The 17,048-nt window shown below is 72.6% G+C and carries 15 protein-coding genes and 1 riboswitch; of the genes, 6 read left to right on the top strand and 9 right to left on the bottom strand.

Features of this window, described 5'->3' with window-relative positions; translation table 11 throughout:
- The first annotated feature begins 6 nt into the window (after nucleotides 1-6).
- The 5 genes from ABZ172_RS02320 to ABZ172_RS02300 are packed head-to-tail and all read left to right on the top strand — an operon-like array spanning nucleotide 7 to nucleotide 5,394.
- A complete protein-coding gene (locus ABZ172_RS02320) occupies nucleotides 7-975 on the top strand; it encodes an STM4015 family protein (protein WP_356879267.1) in 969 nt (322 codons plus the stop codon).
- Nucleotides 956-2,236, top strand: coding sequence for an STM4014 family protein (locus ABZ172_RS02315; RefSeq protein WP_356879265.1), 1,281 nt, complete (start codon nucleotides 956-958; stop codon nucleotides 2,234-2,236). Before ABZ172_RS02320 ends, ABZ172_RS02315 begins: the two co-directional genes overlap by 20 nt.
- A 37-nt stretch (nucleotides 2,237-2,273) precedes the next feature.
- Nucleotides 2,274-3,086 (top strand): STM4013/SEN3800 family hydrolase, encoded by an 813-nt coding sequence (locus ABZ172_RS02310; protein WP_356879263.1) that lies wholly within the window; start codon nucleotides 2,274-2,276, stop codon nucleotides 3,084-3,086.
- Entirely contained in the window at nucleotides 3,083-4,465 is a 1,383-nt protein-coding gene (locus ABZ172_RS02305) for an STM4012 family radical SAM protein (RefSeq protein WP_356879261.1), read from the top strand. Before ABZ172_RS02310 ends, ABZ172_RS02305 begins: the two co-directional genes overlap by 4 nt.
- An 8-nt stretch (nucleotides 4,466-4,473) precedes the next feature.
- A complete protein-coding gene (locus ABZ172_RS02300; RefSeq protein WP_356879259.1) occupies nucleotides 4,474-5,394 on the top strand; it encodes an STM4011 family radical SAM protein in 921 nt (306 codons plus the stop codon).
- A gap of 76 nt (nucleotides 5,395-5,470) precedes the next feature.
- On the opposite strand, the gene ABZ172_RS02295 is transcribed toward ABZ172_RS02300, so the two are convergent.
- Nucleotides 5,471-6,298, bottom strand: coding sequence for an SGNH/GDSL hydrolase family protein (locus ABZ172_RS02295; protein WP_356879257.1), 828 nt, complete (start codon nucleotides 6,296-6,298; stop codon nucleotides 5,471-5,473).
- 163 nt (nucleotides 6,299-6,461) lie between these two features.
- The gene (locus ABZ172_RS02290; protein WP_356879255.1) at nucleotides 6,462-7,382 is read right to left on the bottom strand and encodes a LysM peptidoglycan-binding domain-containing M23 family metallopeptidase; all 921 of its coding nucleotides are present in this window, start codon (nucleotides 7,380-7,382) and stop codon (nucleotides 6,462-6,464) included.
- Between the two features lie 5 nt (nucleotides 7,383-7,387).
- A riboswitch (cyclic di-AMP (ydaO/yuaA leader) is annotated at nucleotides 7,388-7,547 on the bottom strand.
- Nucleotides 7,548-7,961: 414 nt separating this feature from the next.
- Here ABZ172_RS02290 and ABZ172_RS02285 point away from each other — a divergent pair.
- The gene (locus ABZ172_RS02285; protein WP_356879253.1) at nucleotides 7,962-8,786 is read left to right on the top strand and encodes a tyrosine-protein phosphatase; all 825 of its coding nucleotides are present in this window, start codon (nucleotides 7,962-7,964) and stop codon (nucleotides 8,784-8,786) included.
- A gap of 9 nt (nucleotides 8,787-8,795) precedes the next feature.
- On the opposite strand, the gene ABZ172_RS02280 is transcribed toward ABZ172_RS02285, so the two are convergent.
- The 7 genes from ABZ172_RS02280 to shc all read right to left on the bottom strand — a co-directional run bounded on the left by ABZ172_RS02280 (nucleotide 8,796) and on the right by shc (nucleotide 16,899).
- Nucleotides 8,796-8,969: a DUF6126 family protein gene (locus ABZ172_RS02280; RefSeq protein WP_356879251.1), complete on the bottom strand. Its 174-nt coding sequence runs from the start codon at nucleotides 8,967-8,969 to the stop codon at nucleotides 8,796-8,798.
- 68 nt (nucleotides 8,970-9,037) lie between these two features.
- Nucleotides 9,038-9,655: an XRE family transcriptional regulator gene (locus ABZ172_RS02275; protein WP_356879249.1), complete on the bottom strand. Its 618-nt coding sequence runs from the start codon at nucleotides 9,653-9,655 to the stop codon at nucleotides 9,038-9,040.
- Nucleotides 9,656-9,714: 59 nt separating this feature from the next.
- Nucleotides 9,715-11,109 (bottom strand): aspartate aminotransferase family protein, encoded by a 1,395-nt coding sequence (locus ABZ172_RS02270; RefSeq protein WP_356879247.1) that lies wholly within the window; start codon nucleotides 11,107-11,109, stop codon nucleotides 9,715-9,717.
- The gene (dxs, locus tag ABZ172_RS02265) at nucleotides 11,106-13,016 is read right to left on the bottom strand and encodes a 1-deoxy-D-xylulose-5-phosphate synthase (protein ID WP_356879245.1); all 1,911 of its coding nucleotides are present in this window, start codon (nucleotides 13,014-13,016) and stop codon (nucleotides 11,106-11,108) included. The genes ABZ172_RS02270 and dxs overlap by 4 nt, the downstream gene beginning before the upstream one ends.
- Nucleotides 13,017-13,196: 180 nt before the next feature.
- Nucleotides 13,197-14,216 carry an adenosyl-hopene transferase HpnH gene (gene hpnH, locus ABZ172_RS02260; protein WP_356879243.1) on the bottom strand — a complete coding sequence of 340 codons (1,020 nt, stop codon included), beginning with the start codon at nucleotides 14,214-14,216 and terminating at the stop codon, nucleotides 13,197-13,199.
- Nucleotides 14,217-14,222: 6 nt separating this feature from the next.
- Nucleotides 14,223-14,882 (bottom strand): 1-hydroxy-2-methyl-2-butenyl 4-diphosphate reductase, encoded by a 660-nt coding sequence (locus ABZ172_RS02255; protein ID WP_356879241.1) that lies wholly within the window; start codon nucleotides 14,880-14,882, stop codon nucleotides 14,223-14,225.
- 4 nt (nucleotides 14,883-14,886) lie between these two features.
- Complete coding sequence (gene shc / locus ABZ172_RS02250; RefSeq protein WP_356879239.1) at nucleotides 14,887-16,899, bottom strand: squalene--hopene cyclase; 2,013 nt, start codon at nucleotides 16,897-16,899, stop codon at nucleotides 14,887-14,889.
- Between the last annotated feature and the right edge of the window lie 149 nt (nucleotides 16,900-17,048).

The raw sequence follows: 17,048 nt of genomic DNA, 5'->3' as shown, positions 1-17,048 counted from the left end.
GGTCCGATGACCGACATCATCCACCTCGACACCTTCCACGGGCTTCCGGTCCACACCCTGCCGCCGGCCGGCTCCGCGGAGGCGGGCTCTCCGCCCGCGGCCGGTTCGGTGGCCTGGCGCCTGGAGTGCCCGCCCGACGATCTCCCGTTCGGCGAGGTGTGGCGGCAGTTCCTCGACGAGGTCGACACGACCCGGGTCCGCGCGCTGGTGATCGGCCCGTGGTGGGACGGGGAGTACGTCCCGCTCGGACCGGTCGTCGCGGCGATCGTCTCCGACGCGGACCGGTTCCCCGCTCTGCGCGCGCTCTTCCTCGCCGATGTGGAGAGCGAGGAGTGCGAGCTGTCCTGGCTGCAGCTGTGCGACGTGACTCCCGTGCTGGAGGCGCTGCCGCTCCTGGAGGAGCTGGGTGTGCGCGGCTGCGGTGACGCGGTGCCGGGCGAGGACAGGCTCCGACTGCGACCGGTGCGTCACGCGGCCCTGAAGACGCTCCGTTTCGAGTCGGGCGGTCTGCCGGGGCACGTCGTCCGCGCCGTCGGCGCGTCCGAACTGCCCGCCCTGGAGCACCTGGAGCTCTGGCTCGGCTCCGAGTGGTACGGCGGTGACGCCACAGTGGCGGACCTGGCGCCCGTGCTCTCCGGCGCCTCCCTCCCCCGGCTCCGGCACCTGGGGCTGCAGAACAGCGAGATCCAGGACGACATCGCCGTCGCGTTGGCCTCGGCTCCGGTGGTGGCCCGGCTGGAGTCCCTGTCCCTCGCGATGGGCACGCTCGGCGATCCCGGGGCGCAGGCCCTGCTGGACGGTCAGCCGCTCACCCACCTGTCCGAGCTGGACCTCCACCACCACTACCTCTCGGCCCCGTTCGTCTCCCGCATCGAGGAGCTGTGCGCCCGGGCGGACGTCCGGGCGCGTCTCGACGAGGCGGAACGCTGGGACGACGAGGACGACGAGGCCCGCTATGTCGCCGTCAGCGAGTAGCGGGCGGCCACGCCTCGCGGTCGTCGGGATCCCCGCCAACCGCAGGACCGGCCTGTTCCAGGACGCCGTGCGCGCCGCGGGGCTGCCCGCCGCGCGCACGGTGTCCTGGCGGGAGGTGCTGCGGGGAGAGGCGGTCTTCCTCCCCGGGGAGACCGTGCGCGTCGATTCGCCCGGTGAGGACGCCGAGGTGGACACGCTGCTGCGCGGTGGCGACGATCCGACCAGGGTCGAGGGATCGGCCCGCTGGTACACGCGCTTCACCTCGGCCGTCCGGGAGGTGGCGCACGAGGCCGCGGCGGCGGGCGCGGTGCTGCTGGACGGTCCGCGGGACATCGCGGTGATGTTCGACAAGCGTCTGTGTCACGGTGTGCTGGACAACGCCGGGGTGCCGGTGCCGGACTCCCCCACCTCGGGGCCCGCCGCGGACCCCGTCCGAGGGTGGGCGGACGTGCGCCGGCTGATGGCGGAGCACCGGCTGCCGCGGGTGTTCCTGAAGCCGGCGCACGGCTCCTCCGCCTCCGGGGTGATGGCCCTGGAGACCGCCGGCCCGGGGAGGGTGCGGGCGGCCACCTCGGTGGAGCGGGACGCGCGGGGCCGGCTGTTCAACTCCCTGCGGGTGCGGCACTGCACGACGGAGCGCGAGGTGGCGGCGCTGGTCGACGCACTGGCGCCGGACGGGCTCCACCTCGAGCGCTGGCTGCCCAAGGCGTCCCAGCGGGGGCGCGTCGCCGATCTGCGGGTCGTGGTGGTCGCGGGGCGGGCCACCCATGCCGTGGTGCGGACCAGCAGGTCGCCGATGACCAATCTGCACCTGGGCGGGGCACGCGGTGACCTGGCCGGGGCACAGGCCGCGATCGGGGCGGCGGGCGGCAGTTGGGGCGCCGCCCTGGCGGTGTGCGAGCAGGCCGCGGCCTGCTTCCCCGACACGCTGTGCGTGGGCGTGGATCTGCTGCCCGCGACCGGGTGGCGGCGCTTCGCCGTCGGCGAGGTGAACGCCTTCGGGGACCTCCTGCCCGGTCTGACCGGACTGCCGGGCAGCGGCGCGGAGGGGCTGGACACCTACGGCGCGCAGGTCGCCGCCGTGCGGTTGGCCGCCCGTGCCGCCCCGGCGGAGGACCTACGCCGGGCGACCGCCCCGCAGGCCGCGGACGGCAGGAGGACCGGCCCGCCGGGTGGCCCGCCCGGCGCAGCAGGCTGCCCGGCCGACGACCGGGCGAGGAACGACGGAGCGAGGAACGACCGTGCCATCGACCGACACTGATCCCGCAACGCGCGGCACGCAGCCCCACCAACCCGACATGAACACGATCGTGGGCAGCCACGATCTGCTGCTCGTCACCCTGGACACCCTGCGCTTCGACGTGGCCGAGGAGCTGGCCGCGGCCGGGCGCATCCCGAATCTCGCCCGGCACCTGCCCGGCGGGGTCTGGGAGAAGAGGCACGCGCCCGGCAGCTTCACCTACGCCTCCCACCAGGCGATGTTCGCCGGTTTCCTGCCGACGCCCGCATCGCCCGGACCGCACCCGAGGCTGTTCGCCGCCCGGTTCGCGGGCAGCGAGTCGACCGCGGACGGCACCTTCGTCCACGAGTCGCCCGATCTCCTCGGCGGCCTGGCCGCCGTGGGCTACCGGACGGTGTGCGTGGGCGGCGTGGGTTTCTTCAACCGCCGCCCCCCGCTCGGCTCGGTGCTGCCCGGCATGTTCCAGGAGAGCCACTGGGAGCCGGAGTTCGGCGTCGCCTCACCGACGTCCTTCGAGGAGCAGGTCGCACGGGCCGAGCGGATCGTCGCCGGACTCCCGGCGCGGCAGCGCCTCCTCCTCTTCGTCAACGTGTCGGCCCTGCACCAGCCCAACTGGTTCCACCTGCCCGGCGCCACGGCCGACGCCGGGGACTCCAGGGCCACCCACGCCGCGGCCCTGGAATACGTGGACCGGCACATCGGGCGCCTCTTCGCGGCGGTGAGCAGCCGTCGGAGGTGTTTCGCCATCGTCTGCTCCGACCACGGCACGGCGTACGGCGACGACGGCTACACCGGTCACCGGATCGGTCACGAAGCCGTGTGGACCGTGCCCTATGCCCACTTCTTCCTCGAACAGGGGACGCCCCGATGACCGGCACCGCGCTCAGCACCAGTCCGTACCTCAGCTACGTCTACGCCTACCCGCACAAGACCGCCTACCGCCCGCTCGAAGGCCGGCCCGAGGGACGTCCGCTGCTGAGCGGGCTGTGGGCGGGCGAGCGCAAGGACGCGCTCTCCCTCTACCTCCACATCCCCTTCTGCGAGGTCCGCTGCGGCTTCTGCAACCTCTTCACCCGGATCGGCGCCCCCGAGGAGCTGACGACGCGCTATCTCGACGCGCTGGACCGGCAGGCCACCGCGGTCCGGGACGCCCTCGGCGACGAGGAGCCGGTGCGCTTCGCCGCCGCGGCGTTCGGCGGCGGGACGCCCACCTTCCTCACCGCGGGTGAGCTGGAGCGCCTCTGCGACATCGCGGAGAAGCGGATGGGCGCCGACCTCACCGCCGTCCCGCTGTCGGTCGAGACCTCCCCGTCGACGGCGACGGCGGACCGGCTCACCGTGCTGGCCGACCGGGGAACCACCCGGATCAGCATCGGCGTGCAGAGCTTCGTCGACGCCGAGGCGCGGGCCGCGGTCCGCCCGCAGCACCGCTCCGAGGTGGAGGCGGCCCTCGGCCGGATCCGGGACGCCCGCATACCGGTCCTCAACATCGACCTGATCTACGGCATCGAGGGGCAGACCGAGGCCACCTGGCGCACCTCGCTGGACGCCGCCCTGGCCTGGCGCCCGGAGGAGCTGTACCTCTACCCGCTGTACGTGCGCCCGCTGACCGGTCTCGGGCGGCTGGGCGCCGGAGCCGGCGCACCGGACGGCCCGGACACCGCCTGGGACGCGCAGCGGCTGCGGCTGTACCGCGCGGGCCGGGACCACCTGCTGGCCCACGGCTATGCACAGGTGTCGATGCGGATGTTCCGGCGCGCGGACGCACCGCCCGCGGGTCCGGGCGACCACGCCTGCCAGACCGACGGCATGATCGGGCTCGGCTGCGGGGCCCGCTCGTACACCTCGTCGCTGCACTACTCCTTCGACTACGCGGTGGAGATGCGGGAGGTCCGGGGCATCATCGACGGCTTCACCACGACCGCGGACTTCTCCCGCGCGGAGGTCGGCCGGTACGTCGACGACGGGGAGGCGCGCCGCCGTCACCTCCTGCAGTCGCTGCTCCAGGCCGAGGGCATGCGGTCCGCCGAGTACCGCGAGCGCTTCGGATCGGATCCGTACGAGGACTTCCCCGAGGAGTTGGAGCGCTTCGCCGAGCGCGGCTGGCTGGACGGTCCGGCGCACGGCGGTGCGGGGGCGTCCGGTCGGCTGCGCCTCTCCCCCGAGGGGCTGGCCCACTCCGACGCGCTCGGCCCGGAGCTGTTCTCCCCGGCGGTGCGGGCCGCGATGGCCGCGTACGAGGCGAAGTGAGCCGCCCGGTGAGCACGGATCTGACCCTCCTCTACCGGGGTCCGCTGGCCTCGTGCGACTACGACTGCCCCTACTGCCCGTTCGCCAAGCGGCGGGACAGCGGGGAGCAGCTGCGGTCGGACCGTGCGGCTCTGGAGCGGTTCACCGGCTGGGTCGCGGAACAGACCGGCGACCGGCTGTCGGTGCTGTTCACCCCGTGGGGCGAGGGCCTGGTGCGGTCCTGGTACCGCAGGGCGCTCGTCGAGCTGTCCCGGCTGCCGCACGTCGGCAGGGTCGCCGTCCAGACCAACCTCAGCTGCCGCACGGGCTGGCTCGCCGAGGCGGACCGCGACAAGGTCGCCCTGTGGTGCACCTACCACCCGGGCCAGACGCCGTACGAGCGGTTCCTCGCCCGGTGCCGGGAGCTCACGGCCCTGGGGGTGCGTCACAGCGTGGGGATCGTCGGCCTCGACGAGCATCTGGAGGAGGCCCGCCGGCTGCGGTCCGCGCTGGACCCAGAGGTGTACCTCTGGGTCAACGCCGCCGAGGGGCACACCTACACCGACGAGGAGGCGGAGCGCTGGACGGCCCTGGACCCGCTGTTCCCCTACAGCAGGCATCCGCATCGCTCGGCGGGACTGCCGTGCCGGACGGGCGAGTCGGTGGTCTCGGTGGACGGCGACGGGACGGTGCGCCGCTGCCACTTCGTCCGTGCCGAGCTGGGCAATCTCTACGACGGCAGCTTCCGTGACGCGCTGGGACCGCGGGGCTGCCCGCTCGCCGTGTGCGACTGCCACATCGGCTACGTCCACCTGGAGACGCTGCCGCTGTACGACGTCTTCGCGGGCGGGGTGCTGGAACGGATACCGGCCCGCCCGGTGCGGACCGCTCCGGACGGGCCCGTGTCACCGGGCCCGTCCCGGAGGCCGCTCCCGCTGGTCGGCCGCTGAGGGCGCGCGCCGGGCGGGCCGGAGGACGGCGGGCCGGAGGGGCGCGCCGGGGGCGGGCGCCGCGGTCCCCGTGCGGTCAGAGCGGCAGCAGGTCGGGGCGCTTGGCCTCGACGTGGTCCCCGGAGGACTCTCCGCGGAGCCTGCGGCCGATCCACGGGACGAGGTACTCGCGCGCCCAGTGGATGTCGTCGCGCCGCACCTCCAGCGGTCCGCGCTGTGCCTGCGGGGGCCACACCTGGTCCGGGTCGGCCGGCACGTCGAGGCCGAGGACCTGGGCGGCGCGCAGCGCGACCCGGGTGTGGCCCTCCGGTGAGAGGTGCAGCCGGTCGTTGTCCCAGGCCCGCCTGTCCTGCACGGACCGCAGGGACCAGAGGTCCAGGACCGGGCAGTCGTAGCGGTCGGCGATGGACCGGACGTGCGCGGTGTACGTGGCGATCTTGCCCCGCAGGTGCTTGAGGACGGGGATGCCCCGGGTGTCGAAGCCGGTGGTGACCATGACGGTGCCGACCGAGCCCGCCAGGTCGGCCACCGCACGCTCGAAGCGTTCGGCCACGTCGTCCGGGTCGGAGCCGGGACGGAGGATGTCGTTGCCGCCCGCGCAGAAGCTCACCAGATCAGGTGCCAGCTGCTTGGCGCGGGGGACCTGCTCCGCGACTATCTGGTCGAGGAGGCGTCCGCGTACGGCGAGATTGGCGTACCGGAAATACCCGTGCGGGTCGTCCAGGGGGCCGACCATCGCGTCGGGAACGGGAAGCTGATCCGCCAGCAGGACCGCGAACCGGTCCGCCCAGCCGACGAGTGTCCCGCCGGGTCCGGGGTCCCCGACCCCTTCGGTGAAGCTGTCGCCGATCGCCGCGTACGACCCGATGGTGCCTTGTCTTCTGTTTTTCGAATCGTCTGCCACAAGCGCTTATCCTGCACCTTCGAATGTGACCTACGCGACCGTAATAAGGGGTTGACGGGTGGTGACAAAGACCACCCGGTCAGTTTTTGGTAAAGCAGGAATAAGGAAGAGGGGCGGTGCGCCCTGCGCACCGCCCCTCTTCCCGGTTCCCGTCCGGTGTGCCTCAGAGGGACACGCCGTGCGCGCGCAGGTAGGCGATCGGGTCGACGTCCGAGCCGTAGGCCGGGCCGGTCCGGATCTCGAAGTGGAGGTGCGGGCCGGTGGAGTTGCCGGTGGAGCCGGAGAGGCCGATCTGCTGACCACCGGTCACGGTCTGGCCGGCCGAGACCTCCAGGGAGGACAGGTGGGCGTACTGGGAGTACATGCCGTCGCTGTGCTGGATGACGACCTCGTTGCCGTAGGAGCCGCTCCATCCGGCGGAGACCACGGTGCCCTCACCGACGGACCGGACGCTGGTGCCGGAGGCGGCCTGGAAGTCGGAGCCGGTGTGGTACCCGCTGGACCAGCTGGCGCCGGAGGCGCGGTACTGCGTGGTGACGTTGGGGTTCTCGACCGGGCTCGTCCAGCCGGAGGCGTTGCTCTGCGAGGCGCCGGAGCCGGAGGTCTCGGCGGCGGTCTCCTCGACCGGGGCCGCCGTCTTCTCCGCCGGAGCGGCCGGAGCGGCCTTCTCGACCGCCTTCTCCGCCGTCGACGGAGTGGTCCGGGAGGGCGCGGTCCCGGCGGAGCCGGACCCCTCGGCCCCGAGGACGAGCTTCATGCCCGGGAGGATGAGGTCGGGGTTGCCGCCGACGACGTCGCGGTTGTTCTGGTACAGCTTCTGCCAGCCGCCCTTGACCTGGTGCTCGGTCGCGATCTTGGCCAGGTGGTCGCCGCGGACCACGGAGTAGGTCTTCGGGGTGCTCTTCGCCGCCGGGGCGGAGGCGCCGTGGGTGACGGGCGTGGCCGGGGCCGCCTGTCCGGCTGCGTGGGCGCCGGTGGCGCCGATCAGCGGGAGGGCGAGTACGGCGCCGCCGGTGCCCGCGGCGAGGACGCCTCGGGAGATCGGGCCGGACTTCTTACGTCGGTGCTTGCCGTGTGCGGGCATGGGGGATGTCCTCTCCGGCGCCTGCGAGGTGAGCTGTCGGGTTCGGACTGGAGATGCCCGGCCGCGCGGTGCGCGTCTTGACCCCGAGCCGTACCGGATCGCTCCGGACGGCGGCCTACCTGGTTCCCCCGCTCCTGCCACGCATGAGTTCGGTGCGGATTCCGGGCGGCGGCAGGATTAGGCGTTCCGTCCGGATTGACGGTGACCGTAAGCGAGCGCGGACTCCGCGAACAAGCCGCGCACCATCAAACGGAATCCGCGCTTCATTTCCGGTGCGGAATTCCCGTCACACTCCGTGGATTACGGATCTTGGCTTTCCGCGCCCCGCCGGGAATACCCACCGGGGCTTTCACCACGGTCCGTCACGGATATGATCCCGCTCACCCACCTCCCGCCATCTCCCGTACAAGCGGGGCATGTTCCCCTAAATACGCCAATACGGACACACGGCGATCTTCCGCCGCTCGGCGGACCCGCCGCCGCGACGACCGGGACGGCCGGCCGCTGCGGTGGTGTCGTATCGTCGCGGGCGTGCCCCGTCGGCGAGCGGCGCCGACGCCCGAGACTCCAGGAGTCCTTGTGACGCAGCTGCCAGAGGTCCCGCCGGCCGGCCACGGACCGGAGGAGGTCGGCCTGACCGGCGTCCGCAACTTCCGCGACGTCGGCGGGCTGCCGACGACGGACGGCCGCACCCTGCGGTACGGGCGCCTCTACCGCAGCGGTCACCTGGCGCACGCCACCGAGGCCGACGCCGCCTTCCTCGCCGGACTCGGCCTGCACACGGTCTTCGACTTCCGCAACGCGGCCGACCACAAGCTCGACGGACTGGACGTGGAGCTGCCCGGCGTGCGGAACGTCAGCATTCCGCTCTCCGACCCGGCCGACGGCGTGGAGTTCTGGCGGCTGGTGCGGGACGGGAACATCGAGCAGCTGCGCTCGATCCTGGCCGACGGCAAGGGCACGGAACGGATGATCGCCTCCTACCGCTCGATCATCAGGGACCGCACCGCCGAGCACAGCCGTGTGCTGCACGCACTGGCGGAGGACAGCGTGCCGGCACTGATGCACTGTGCCGCGGGCAAGGACCGCGCGGGCCTCTCGATCGCGGTCTCACTGCTGGCCGTCGGGGTGGAGCGGGAGGCCATCGAGGCGGACTACCTCAAGTCGAACGACGCGCACCGCCGCTACCGGGTGCGGCGCAGCGACACCTCCGCGGCGGGCATGTCCGACGAGGTGATGGAACTGCTCGATCCGCTCTTCGGCGCGGAGGCCGCGTACCTGAGCGCGGCGTTCTCCACCATCGAGGAGGTCTGGGGCAGCACCGACCGCTACCTCCTGGAAGGACTGAAGATCGGTCCGGAGACCCGCGAGAAGCTCCGCGAGCGGCTCGTCGAGGACGCGTGAGACCGGCGCTCAGCCCTTCCCGGCGACGGTGAAGAGGAGATAGAGGAAGGCCGCGATGACGTGTCCGGCCACCAGGTAGGCGAACAGCCGGATCACGACGCCGCGGGGCATCCGCCGCTCCTGGCTGTCCGCGCTCCTCGGCCGGCGCGGGGTGAGCGGGTCGTAGTGCTCCGAATCGGACATGTCAGTCCTCTCTCCCGGCGCTGCGGGCCGGGGTGGCGGTGGGATCGCACGGTACGGGGCGCGCCGGATCAGAGCCGGTGGGATCCTCCGCCGAGGCAGAGCTCGGCGGTCGGGCTCTGCAGCAGCGTGTGGACGAACAGCAGGCGCGCCCCGCCGGTGCCGGGTGCCGCGATCCGGTGCGGGGTGAGGGAGTCGAAGTGCGCGCTGTCGCCCGGTTCGAGGTCGTGCACGGCGTCACCGAGCACGACCCTCAGCCGTCCGTCGAGGACGTACAGCCATTCCTCTCCGGGATGCACGCGCACCAGGTCGCCCCCGGTCCCGTGGGGGACGCGGACCCGCAGGGCCTGCATGGCGCGGCCCGGGGCGCCGGCCTGCCGGTAGAGCCAGCCACCGGTCTCGGTGCCGTCAGGAGCACCGGGCGGGCCGCCGCGGACGATCGCGTCACGTTCGGGGGGCATCTCGCCCAGGAGCTCGGAGACGGTCGTACCGTAGACGCGGGCGAGACCGAGCAGCATCGGCAGCGACGGCTGCCTGCGGCCCGTCTCCAGCCGGGACAGGTGGGCCGGCGACAGGCCCGCCCGGCCGGCCGCCGCCTCCAGGGTGAGGCCGCGGTCGCGGCGCAGGTCACGCAGGCGCGGCGCGATCCCGGGAAGCTCGTCGGCCGCCCCGCCGTCGGGAGGGTTCATGCCCCCATTGAGCCAGCGACTTTCCTCTGAGGCAAATAAGTTGCCTCAGAGGCAAAATCTCAGCGGTTGGCCACCGCCTGCTTCACCAGGGTCCTGCCGAAGTCCCACATCAGCCCGCCGCCGTGGTGCGCGTCGTCCATGACGGCGGTGAAGGCGGTCACGAAGCGGTCGACCTCCCGCTCCCCGATCACCAGCGGCGGGATCAGCTTGATCACCTCCAGGTGGTCGCCGGAGACCTGGGTGAGGATCCGGTGCTTCTGCAGCAGCGGCACCACCACCATCTGGGCGAAGAGGCCCTTCCTGGCGGCCTGCAGCATCGCCCACCGGCTGCGGAGCTTCAGTGAGGACGGCCGGCCGAACTCGATGCCGATCATCAGTCCGCGGCCGCGCACCTCGTGCAGGAGCTCGTAGCGTCCGACGAGCGCGGCGAGCCGTTCGCGCAGCAGGTCGCCGGTGCGCCGGGCGTTGGCGACCGTCTCCTCCTGCTCCATCACCGCGAGGACGGCGAGCCCGGCCGCCATGGCCTGGGCGTTGGAGCCGAAGCTCGCCGAGTGCACGAGCACCCGGTCCATGGACGAGTAGACCCGCTTGAAGATCCAGTCCTTGCCGAGGGTCGCGCCGACCGGCACGTACCCCCCGGAGAGCGCCTTGGCGACGCAGAGCAGGTCGGGCTCGACCCCCTCCTCGTGCTGGTAGGCGTAGAAGTCGCCGGTCCGGCCCAGTCCGGTCTGCACCTCGTCCACGATGAGCAGGGCCTTGTGCCGGTGCAGCAGCTCCTGCGCCTCCCGCAGGAAGCCGGGCGGCGCGGCGTGGACGCCCTTGCCCTGGATCGGCTCGACGACGAGTCCTGCCACGTCGCCGCGCCGCAGTTCGCGCCGCAGCGCGTCGAGGTCGCCGAGCGGGACGGCCGTGTCCGGCAGCAGGGGTGCGAAGCCGTCGCGGAAGCCCTGCTCGCCGTTGACCGAGAGCGACCCGGTCGTCAGCCCGTGGAAGGCGTGGTCGCAGTAGAGGATCCTGGGCCGGCCCGTGGCGTACCGGGCGAACTTCAGCGCGGTCTCGACCGCCTCCGTGCCGCTGTTCCCGAAGAACACCCGGTCCAGGTGCGGGCTGTGCGCGAGCAGCCGCTCGGCGAGCAGTCCGGGCAGCGGCTGGCAGTCGAAGCGGGTGAGGTCGGCCAGCGAGGCGTCCAGCACGTCGTGCAGCGCCCGGCGCACGACGGGGTGGTGCCTGCCCAGTCCCATCACGCCGAAGCCGGCGAGCATGTCGAGGTAGTCGTTGCCGTCCGCGTCCCAGAAGTACGCGCCCTCGGCCCGCTCGTAGACCTTGTCGAAACCGAGGGTGTGGAGCATCCGCGGCAGCTGGTGGTTCAGGTGCCGGGTGTGCAGCTCGTAGCGGTCGGCGCCGCGTTCCTCCAGGAGCCGCGCCAGGTCGAATCCCGGCCGTCGTTCCGTCATGCCCCGCTCCCCTTCGGCACGCAGCGGTCCCCCGCTGCCGTACGGCGCCCGAGCGCCGTGCTGATCCGGCCGGCGATCTCCGCCGGCGTGAGCCCGGCCTCGGCGAGCACCTCACCGCGGCCGCCCTGCGCGAGGAACCGGTCGGGGATGCCGAAGGTCCGCAGCGGTACGTCGACACCGGCGTCCCGCAGCGCCTGTCCGACCGCCCAGCCGACCCCGCCCGCCCTGCTGTTGTCCTCGACGACCGCCACCAGCCGATGCTGCCCGGCGAGGTCCGGGAGTTGTGCGTCGACCGGCTTGACCCAGCGGGGGTCGACGACGGTGCAGCGGATGTCCGCCCCGGCGAGCAGGTCGGCGGCCCGCAGGCAGACCGGGGCGAGCACGCCGACGGCCACCAGCAGGACGTGCGGGTCGGGGTCCCGGTGCAGGACGTCCATCCCGCCGATCCTCCCGACGGCCGCGACCGGCTCGCCCACCGTCTCCTTGGGGAAGCGGACCACCGTCGGTGCGTCGTCGACGTCCACGGCCTCCCGCAGCTCCTCGCGGAGCCGGTCCGCGTCCCGCGGGGCGGCGATGCGGAGCCCGGGGACGACCTGGAGCACGGACATGTCCCAGGTGCCGTTGTGCGAGGGGCCGTCGGTGCCCGTGACCCCGGCGCGGTCCAGCACGAAGGTCACCCCGCACCGGTGCAGGGCGACATCCATCAGCAGCTGGTCGAACGCCCGGTTGAGGAAGGTCGCGTAGACGGCGACGACCGGGTGCAGGCCGCCGGTGGCCAGCCCCGCGGCGGAGACCGCCGCGTGCTGCTCGGCGATCCCGACGTCCCAGATCCGGTCGGGGAACTCCCGCGCGAAGCGGGTCAGCCCGACCGGGTGCAGCATCGCGGCCGTGATCGCGACGACGTCGGGCCGCTCGGCGCCGATCTCCGCGATCTCGTCGCCGAACACCGCGGTCCAGGACGGAGCGGCCGGCACGACGAGCGGTTCGCAGGTGTGCGGGTCCATCCTGCCGACGGTGTGGAAGCGGTCGGCGTCGTCGGCCAGCGCGGGCGGGAAGCCCCGGCCCTTCTCCGTGATGCAGTGCACCAGGACCGGGCCGCCGAACCGCTTGGCCCGGTGCAGCGCCGACTCGACCGCCTCGGTGTCGTGGCCGTCGACCGGACCGACGTACTTGAGCCCCAGGTCCTCGAACATGCCCTGCGGGGCGAAGGTGTCCTTGAAGCCCTTCTTCGCCCCGTGCAGCGAGCCGTACAGCGGCTGTCCGATGACGGGGGTCTGCCGGAGCACGTCCTTGCCCCAGGACAGGAAGCGCTCGTAGCCGTCGGTGGTGCGCAGCACGGCGAGGTGGTCGGCGAGCCCGCCGATGGTGGGGGCGTACGAGCGCGCGTTGTCGTTCACCACGATGACGAGCGGGCGGTCCCCGGCCGCGGCGATGTTGTTCAGCGCCTCCCAGGCCATGCCGCCGGTGAGGGCGCCGTCCCCGGTCACCGCCACCACGTGACGCCGCCGTCCCAGCACCTGGTCGGCCTTGGCGAGGCCGTCGGCCCAGCCGAGCACGGTGGAGGCGTGGGAGTTCTCGATGACGTCGTGCGCGGACTCCTCGCGGGACGGGTAGCCGGAGAGGCCGCCCCGGCCGCGCAGCGTGGAGAAGTCCTGGCGTCCGGTCAGCAGCTTGTGGACGTAGCTCTGGTGCCCGGTGTCCCAGAGGATGCGGTCGTCGGGCGAGTCGAAGACCCGGTGGAGGGCCAGCGTCAGTTCGACGACCCCGAGGTTCGGGCCGAGATGACCGCCCGTCCTCGCCACCGCGCGGACGAGGAACGTCCTGATCTCCTCGGCGAGTTCACCGAGTTCCGGCCGGCTCAGGGCCTTGAGGTCCTGCGGCCCCTTGATGGACTCCAGCATGGTCACGTCCGGGCCCCCTCTCTCTGGTCCTGTCATCGGCTCACGTGCACTGCGGGGACCCCGCCGGGGTTCCCCGCCTCCGGGCCGCGCCCGGCTTCCCGCGGCCCGGTGGCGCCGCGCGCGGCGGCGCGCCGCGGGCGGCCCGGGGAGACCCGGGGACGCCCCGGCTCTCCCTCGGTCACGGGGTCACCGGCCGCCGCCGGCGGTCTCCCGGGCCGCGCGCAGGGACTCCTTCAGCGAGCCCATGGTGGCGAGGACCGCGGTGGGCTCGTAGCCGCAGTGGGCCATGCAGTTGGCGCAGCGCGGGTCCTTGCCCCGGCCGTACTTGTCCCAGTCGGTGTCCTCGATGAGCTCGCGGTAGGTGGGGACGTAGCCGTCGCTCATCAGGTAGCAGGGCCGCTGCCAGCCGAAGAGGGAGTAGTTGGGGATCGCCCAGGCCGTGCAGGGGAAGTCGGCCTTGCCCTCCAGGAAGTCGAGGAAGAGCGGCGAGTGGTTGAGGCGCCAGCGGGCGCGGTTGCCGCCGGCGAAGGACTTCTTGAAGAGCTCGCGGGTCTGCTCGACCCCCAGGAAGTGCTCCTGGTCGGGCGCCTTCTCGTAGGCGTAGGCGGGCGAGATCATCATCTCGTCGACCTTCAGCTCGTCGTTGAGGTAGTTGAGCACCTCGATGACGGTCTGGGGGGTGTCGGTGTTGAAGAAGGTGGAGTTGGTGGTGACCCGGAAGCCGCGCCGCTTGGCCTCCTTCATGGCCTCGACCGCCTCGTCGAAGACGCCTTCCTTGGCGACCGATTCGTCGTGCCGCTCGCGCAGTCCGTCGATGTGCACGGCGAAGGCGAAGTAGGGCGAGGGGGTGAACTTGTCGAGCTTCTTGCGCATCAGCATGGCGTTGGTGCAGAGGAAGACGTACTTCTTCTTGGCCACCAGCTGGCGCACGATCTCGTCGATCTGCGGGTGCATCAGCGGTTCGCCGCCGGCGATGGACACCATCGGGGCGCCCGACTCCAGCACCGCGCCGACCGCCTGGGCGACCGGCATGCGCTGCTTGAGGACCCCGGCCGGGTGCTGGATCTTCCCGCAGCCCTCGCACGCGAGATTGCAGGCGAACAAGGGTTCGAGCTCCACGATGAGCGGGAACTTCTCACGTTTGCGGAGCTTCTGTTCGAAGAGATACGTCGCAACCTTGATGGTCTGACGGAGTGGCATGGCCATCTGGGCTCACCTCCTGGGGAGCAGCAAAGATCGGTGCCATTCATGGAAAGCCGGCAGGACGGCACGAAGAACGCGGAATGCCGATATTCCACCGCGCACCGTGCCGATACGGACGAGCTCATGCTCTGGAGCGTCCACGACCACCCGTACGGCCGCAACAGGCCGCGGTCCGGTCCGCAGGGCGGTGCGCAGGGTGGCCGCGGACTCCATGTCCACCGCGACGGCCCCGGTGGCCATGAGCCCGGCCCGCTCGGGCCCCCGCACGACGTGTCCGGACCCGGCCAGCGGGCCGGTGTGGACCGTGCGTCCGGGCAGCGCCCGGACCAGCGCGTCGACCAGCAGGCCGGTACCGGTGCAGGCCGTCGTGCCACCGCCGTCCCGTGTCTCCTCGGCCACCACGAGGTCCCCCGGGTGCATGCCGGGCTCCAGCCCGGCGCAGAAGCCGGAGGCGATCACCGCCGTGCCGCCGGCCCCCGGCAGCCCGAGTGCCCGCCGCACGGCGCTCTCCGCGTTCCGGGGGCCCATCCCGGACCTGATGATGCTGACGGGCCCGGGACCCGCCTCACCGCCCCTCCTGCCGGTGCGCAGGGCGAGACGCTCGATGCCCAGGGCGCAGGCGATGAGCAGCGGTGTGGCGGGACCGGGCGGCACCTGCGCGCCACCCACGGGGTCAGGCCCCCTTGCCGGTGCCGGCGCCGATGGCGGCGGCGGTGGCGAAGGGGTCCCCGTAGACGTACCGGCCGAGCGCGGTGAGGGGGAACACCTGCCGGTAGAGGTGGTAGTTGATGGAAAAGTCCCAGGGGAAACCGGTTCCGGTGAAGTGCGGTTCGTCCCAGGAGCCGTCGGCCTGCTGGGTCGCGGCCAGCCAGGCGACCCCCCGCTCCACGGACCTGGTCTCCCGCTCCCCCGCGGCGAGCAGGGCGAGGAGGGCCCAGCCGGTCTGCGAGGCGGTCGAGCTGCCGTGGCCGATCCACTTCTCCTCGCGGTAGGAGCGCAGGTCCTCGCCCCAGCCTCCGTCGTCGTTCTGCACGGACACCAGCCAGTCCACGGCCCGGCGCACCGCGGGGTGCGCGGCCGGCAGGCCCGCCGCGATCAGCGCGGGCACCACGGAGCCCGTCCCGTAGATGTAGTTGACGCCCCAGCGGCCGAACCACGCCCCGCTCGTCTCCTGTTCGGCGAGCAGCCACTCGACGCCCCGCCGGGTGCGCGGGTCGTGCGACCGCCCCTCGACGGCGAGCATCTCGACCACGTGGCCGGTGACGTCGGCCGACGGCGGGTCGATGACCTCGCCGAAGTCGCAGAACGGCAGCCGGTTGGGGAACGGGCTGGTGTTGTCCGCGTCGAAGGCGCCCCAGGCGCCGTTGCGGGACTGCATGCCGAGGTTCCAGCGCACCCCGCGCTCGATGGCGGCGTCGACCCTGGCCTGGTCGGGGTGGCGGACACGGCGGAGCGCCAGGACCACTTCGGCGGTGTCGTCGATGTCCGGGTAGTTGTCGTTGTGGAACTCGAACGCCCAGCCCCCGGGCGTCAGTTCCGGTCTGCGCACCGACCAGTCGCCGGGCCGCGCGATCTCCTCCTCGAGCATCCAGTCGGCCGCCCTCACCAGCGCCGGATGGTCGGGGCTCACTCCCGCGTCGGCGAGGGCGATGGTGGCGAGGCAGGTGTCCCAGACCGGGGACTGACAGGCCTCGATCATGCGGGCGCCGTCCTCACGCCACACCGCGAAGCGGTCCAGCGACTCCAGGCCGGCCCGCATGAGCGGGTGGTCGAGGTCGTAGCCGAGGAGGTGCAGGGCGATGACGGAGTACACCGCGGGCGGCTGGATGCCGCCCCAGCAGCCGTCGCTCTCCTGACGCTCGATGATCCAGCGGGCGGCCTCGTTCATGGCGATGCGGCGCAGCCGGCGCGGCGCGACCTTGTGGTAGAGGTGCAGCGCCTTGTCCAGCCGCTGGAAGACGCCGTCCCAGCTGGCCACGGAGGCGGTCGGCCCGGACGGACAGGGGCGGGCCGGATCGGTGTGGAGCTCGTCCAGGGCGAAGGGGGCGGGGCGCACCGGGCGCTTCGCGGACACGATGGTGAGGGGCACGATGGTCTGGCGGGCCCAGCAGCCGAAGTCGTAGATGTTGAGCGGGACCCACTTCGGGAGGAACATCAGCTCGGGCGGGAGCTCCGGCAGGTCGTCCCACTTCCACCAGCCGAAGAGCGCGAGCCAGATCCGGGTGAACACCCGGGCCCCGGCGATGCCGCCCTGTTCCCTGACCCAGCCGGCCGCGCGGAGCATGTGGGGGTCGTCCGGGCGGTCCCCGGCCAGCCGCAGGGCGACGTACGCCTCGACGGTGGCGGAGAGGTCGGGCGGCCCCTCGTGGAAGGTGTTCCAGGTACCGTCGCCGAGTTGCTCGCCGCGGATGAAGCGGGCCGCCGCCTGGACGGTGTCCGGGTCCTGGATGCCCAGGAACTGACGGAGCAGCAGGTCCTCGGCGTCCATCGTGACGTTGGTGGCGAGGTCCCCCTTCCACCAGCCCTGCTCGTCCTGCCTGCCGAGGAGGTGCTCCACCGAGCGCTCCGCGGCGTCCCGCGCGACGGCCATCACGTCGTCCGCGGTACGGGTAGATTCGGTCGGATCGCCGTTCGGGGCCGCGTGGAGGTTCGCGGCCCCGGTGCTTCCGTCGGTCGTCGCTGTCATGGCTTCCCCTTGGTGCAGTCAGGTCATCTGCTGTGCTGGGGTCTCCGTCGGGGGGGGGGCCCGGGGGGGGGCCGCCCCGCCGGGCGCGCGGATTATTGTTGTTGTGTGAGCTTTTTATAGATATCCACCAATAGGGCGGCCGGGGTTGT

Source organism: Streptomyces sp. NPDC006296, assembly GCF_040613235.1.
Lineage (GTDB): Bacteria > Actinomycetota > Actinomycetes > Streptomycetales > Streptomycetaceae > Streptomyces.
This window is presented reverse-complemented; position numbering and strand designations above follow the sequence as displayed.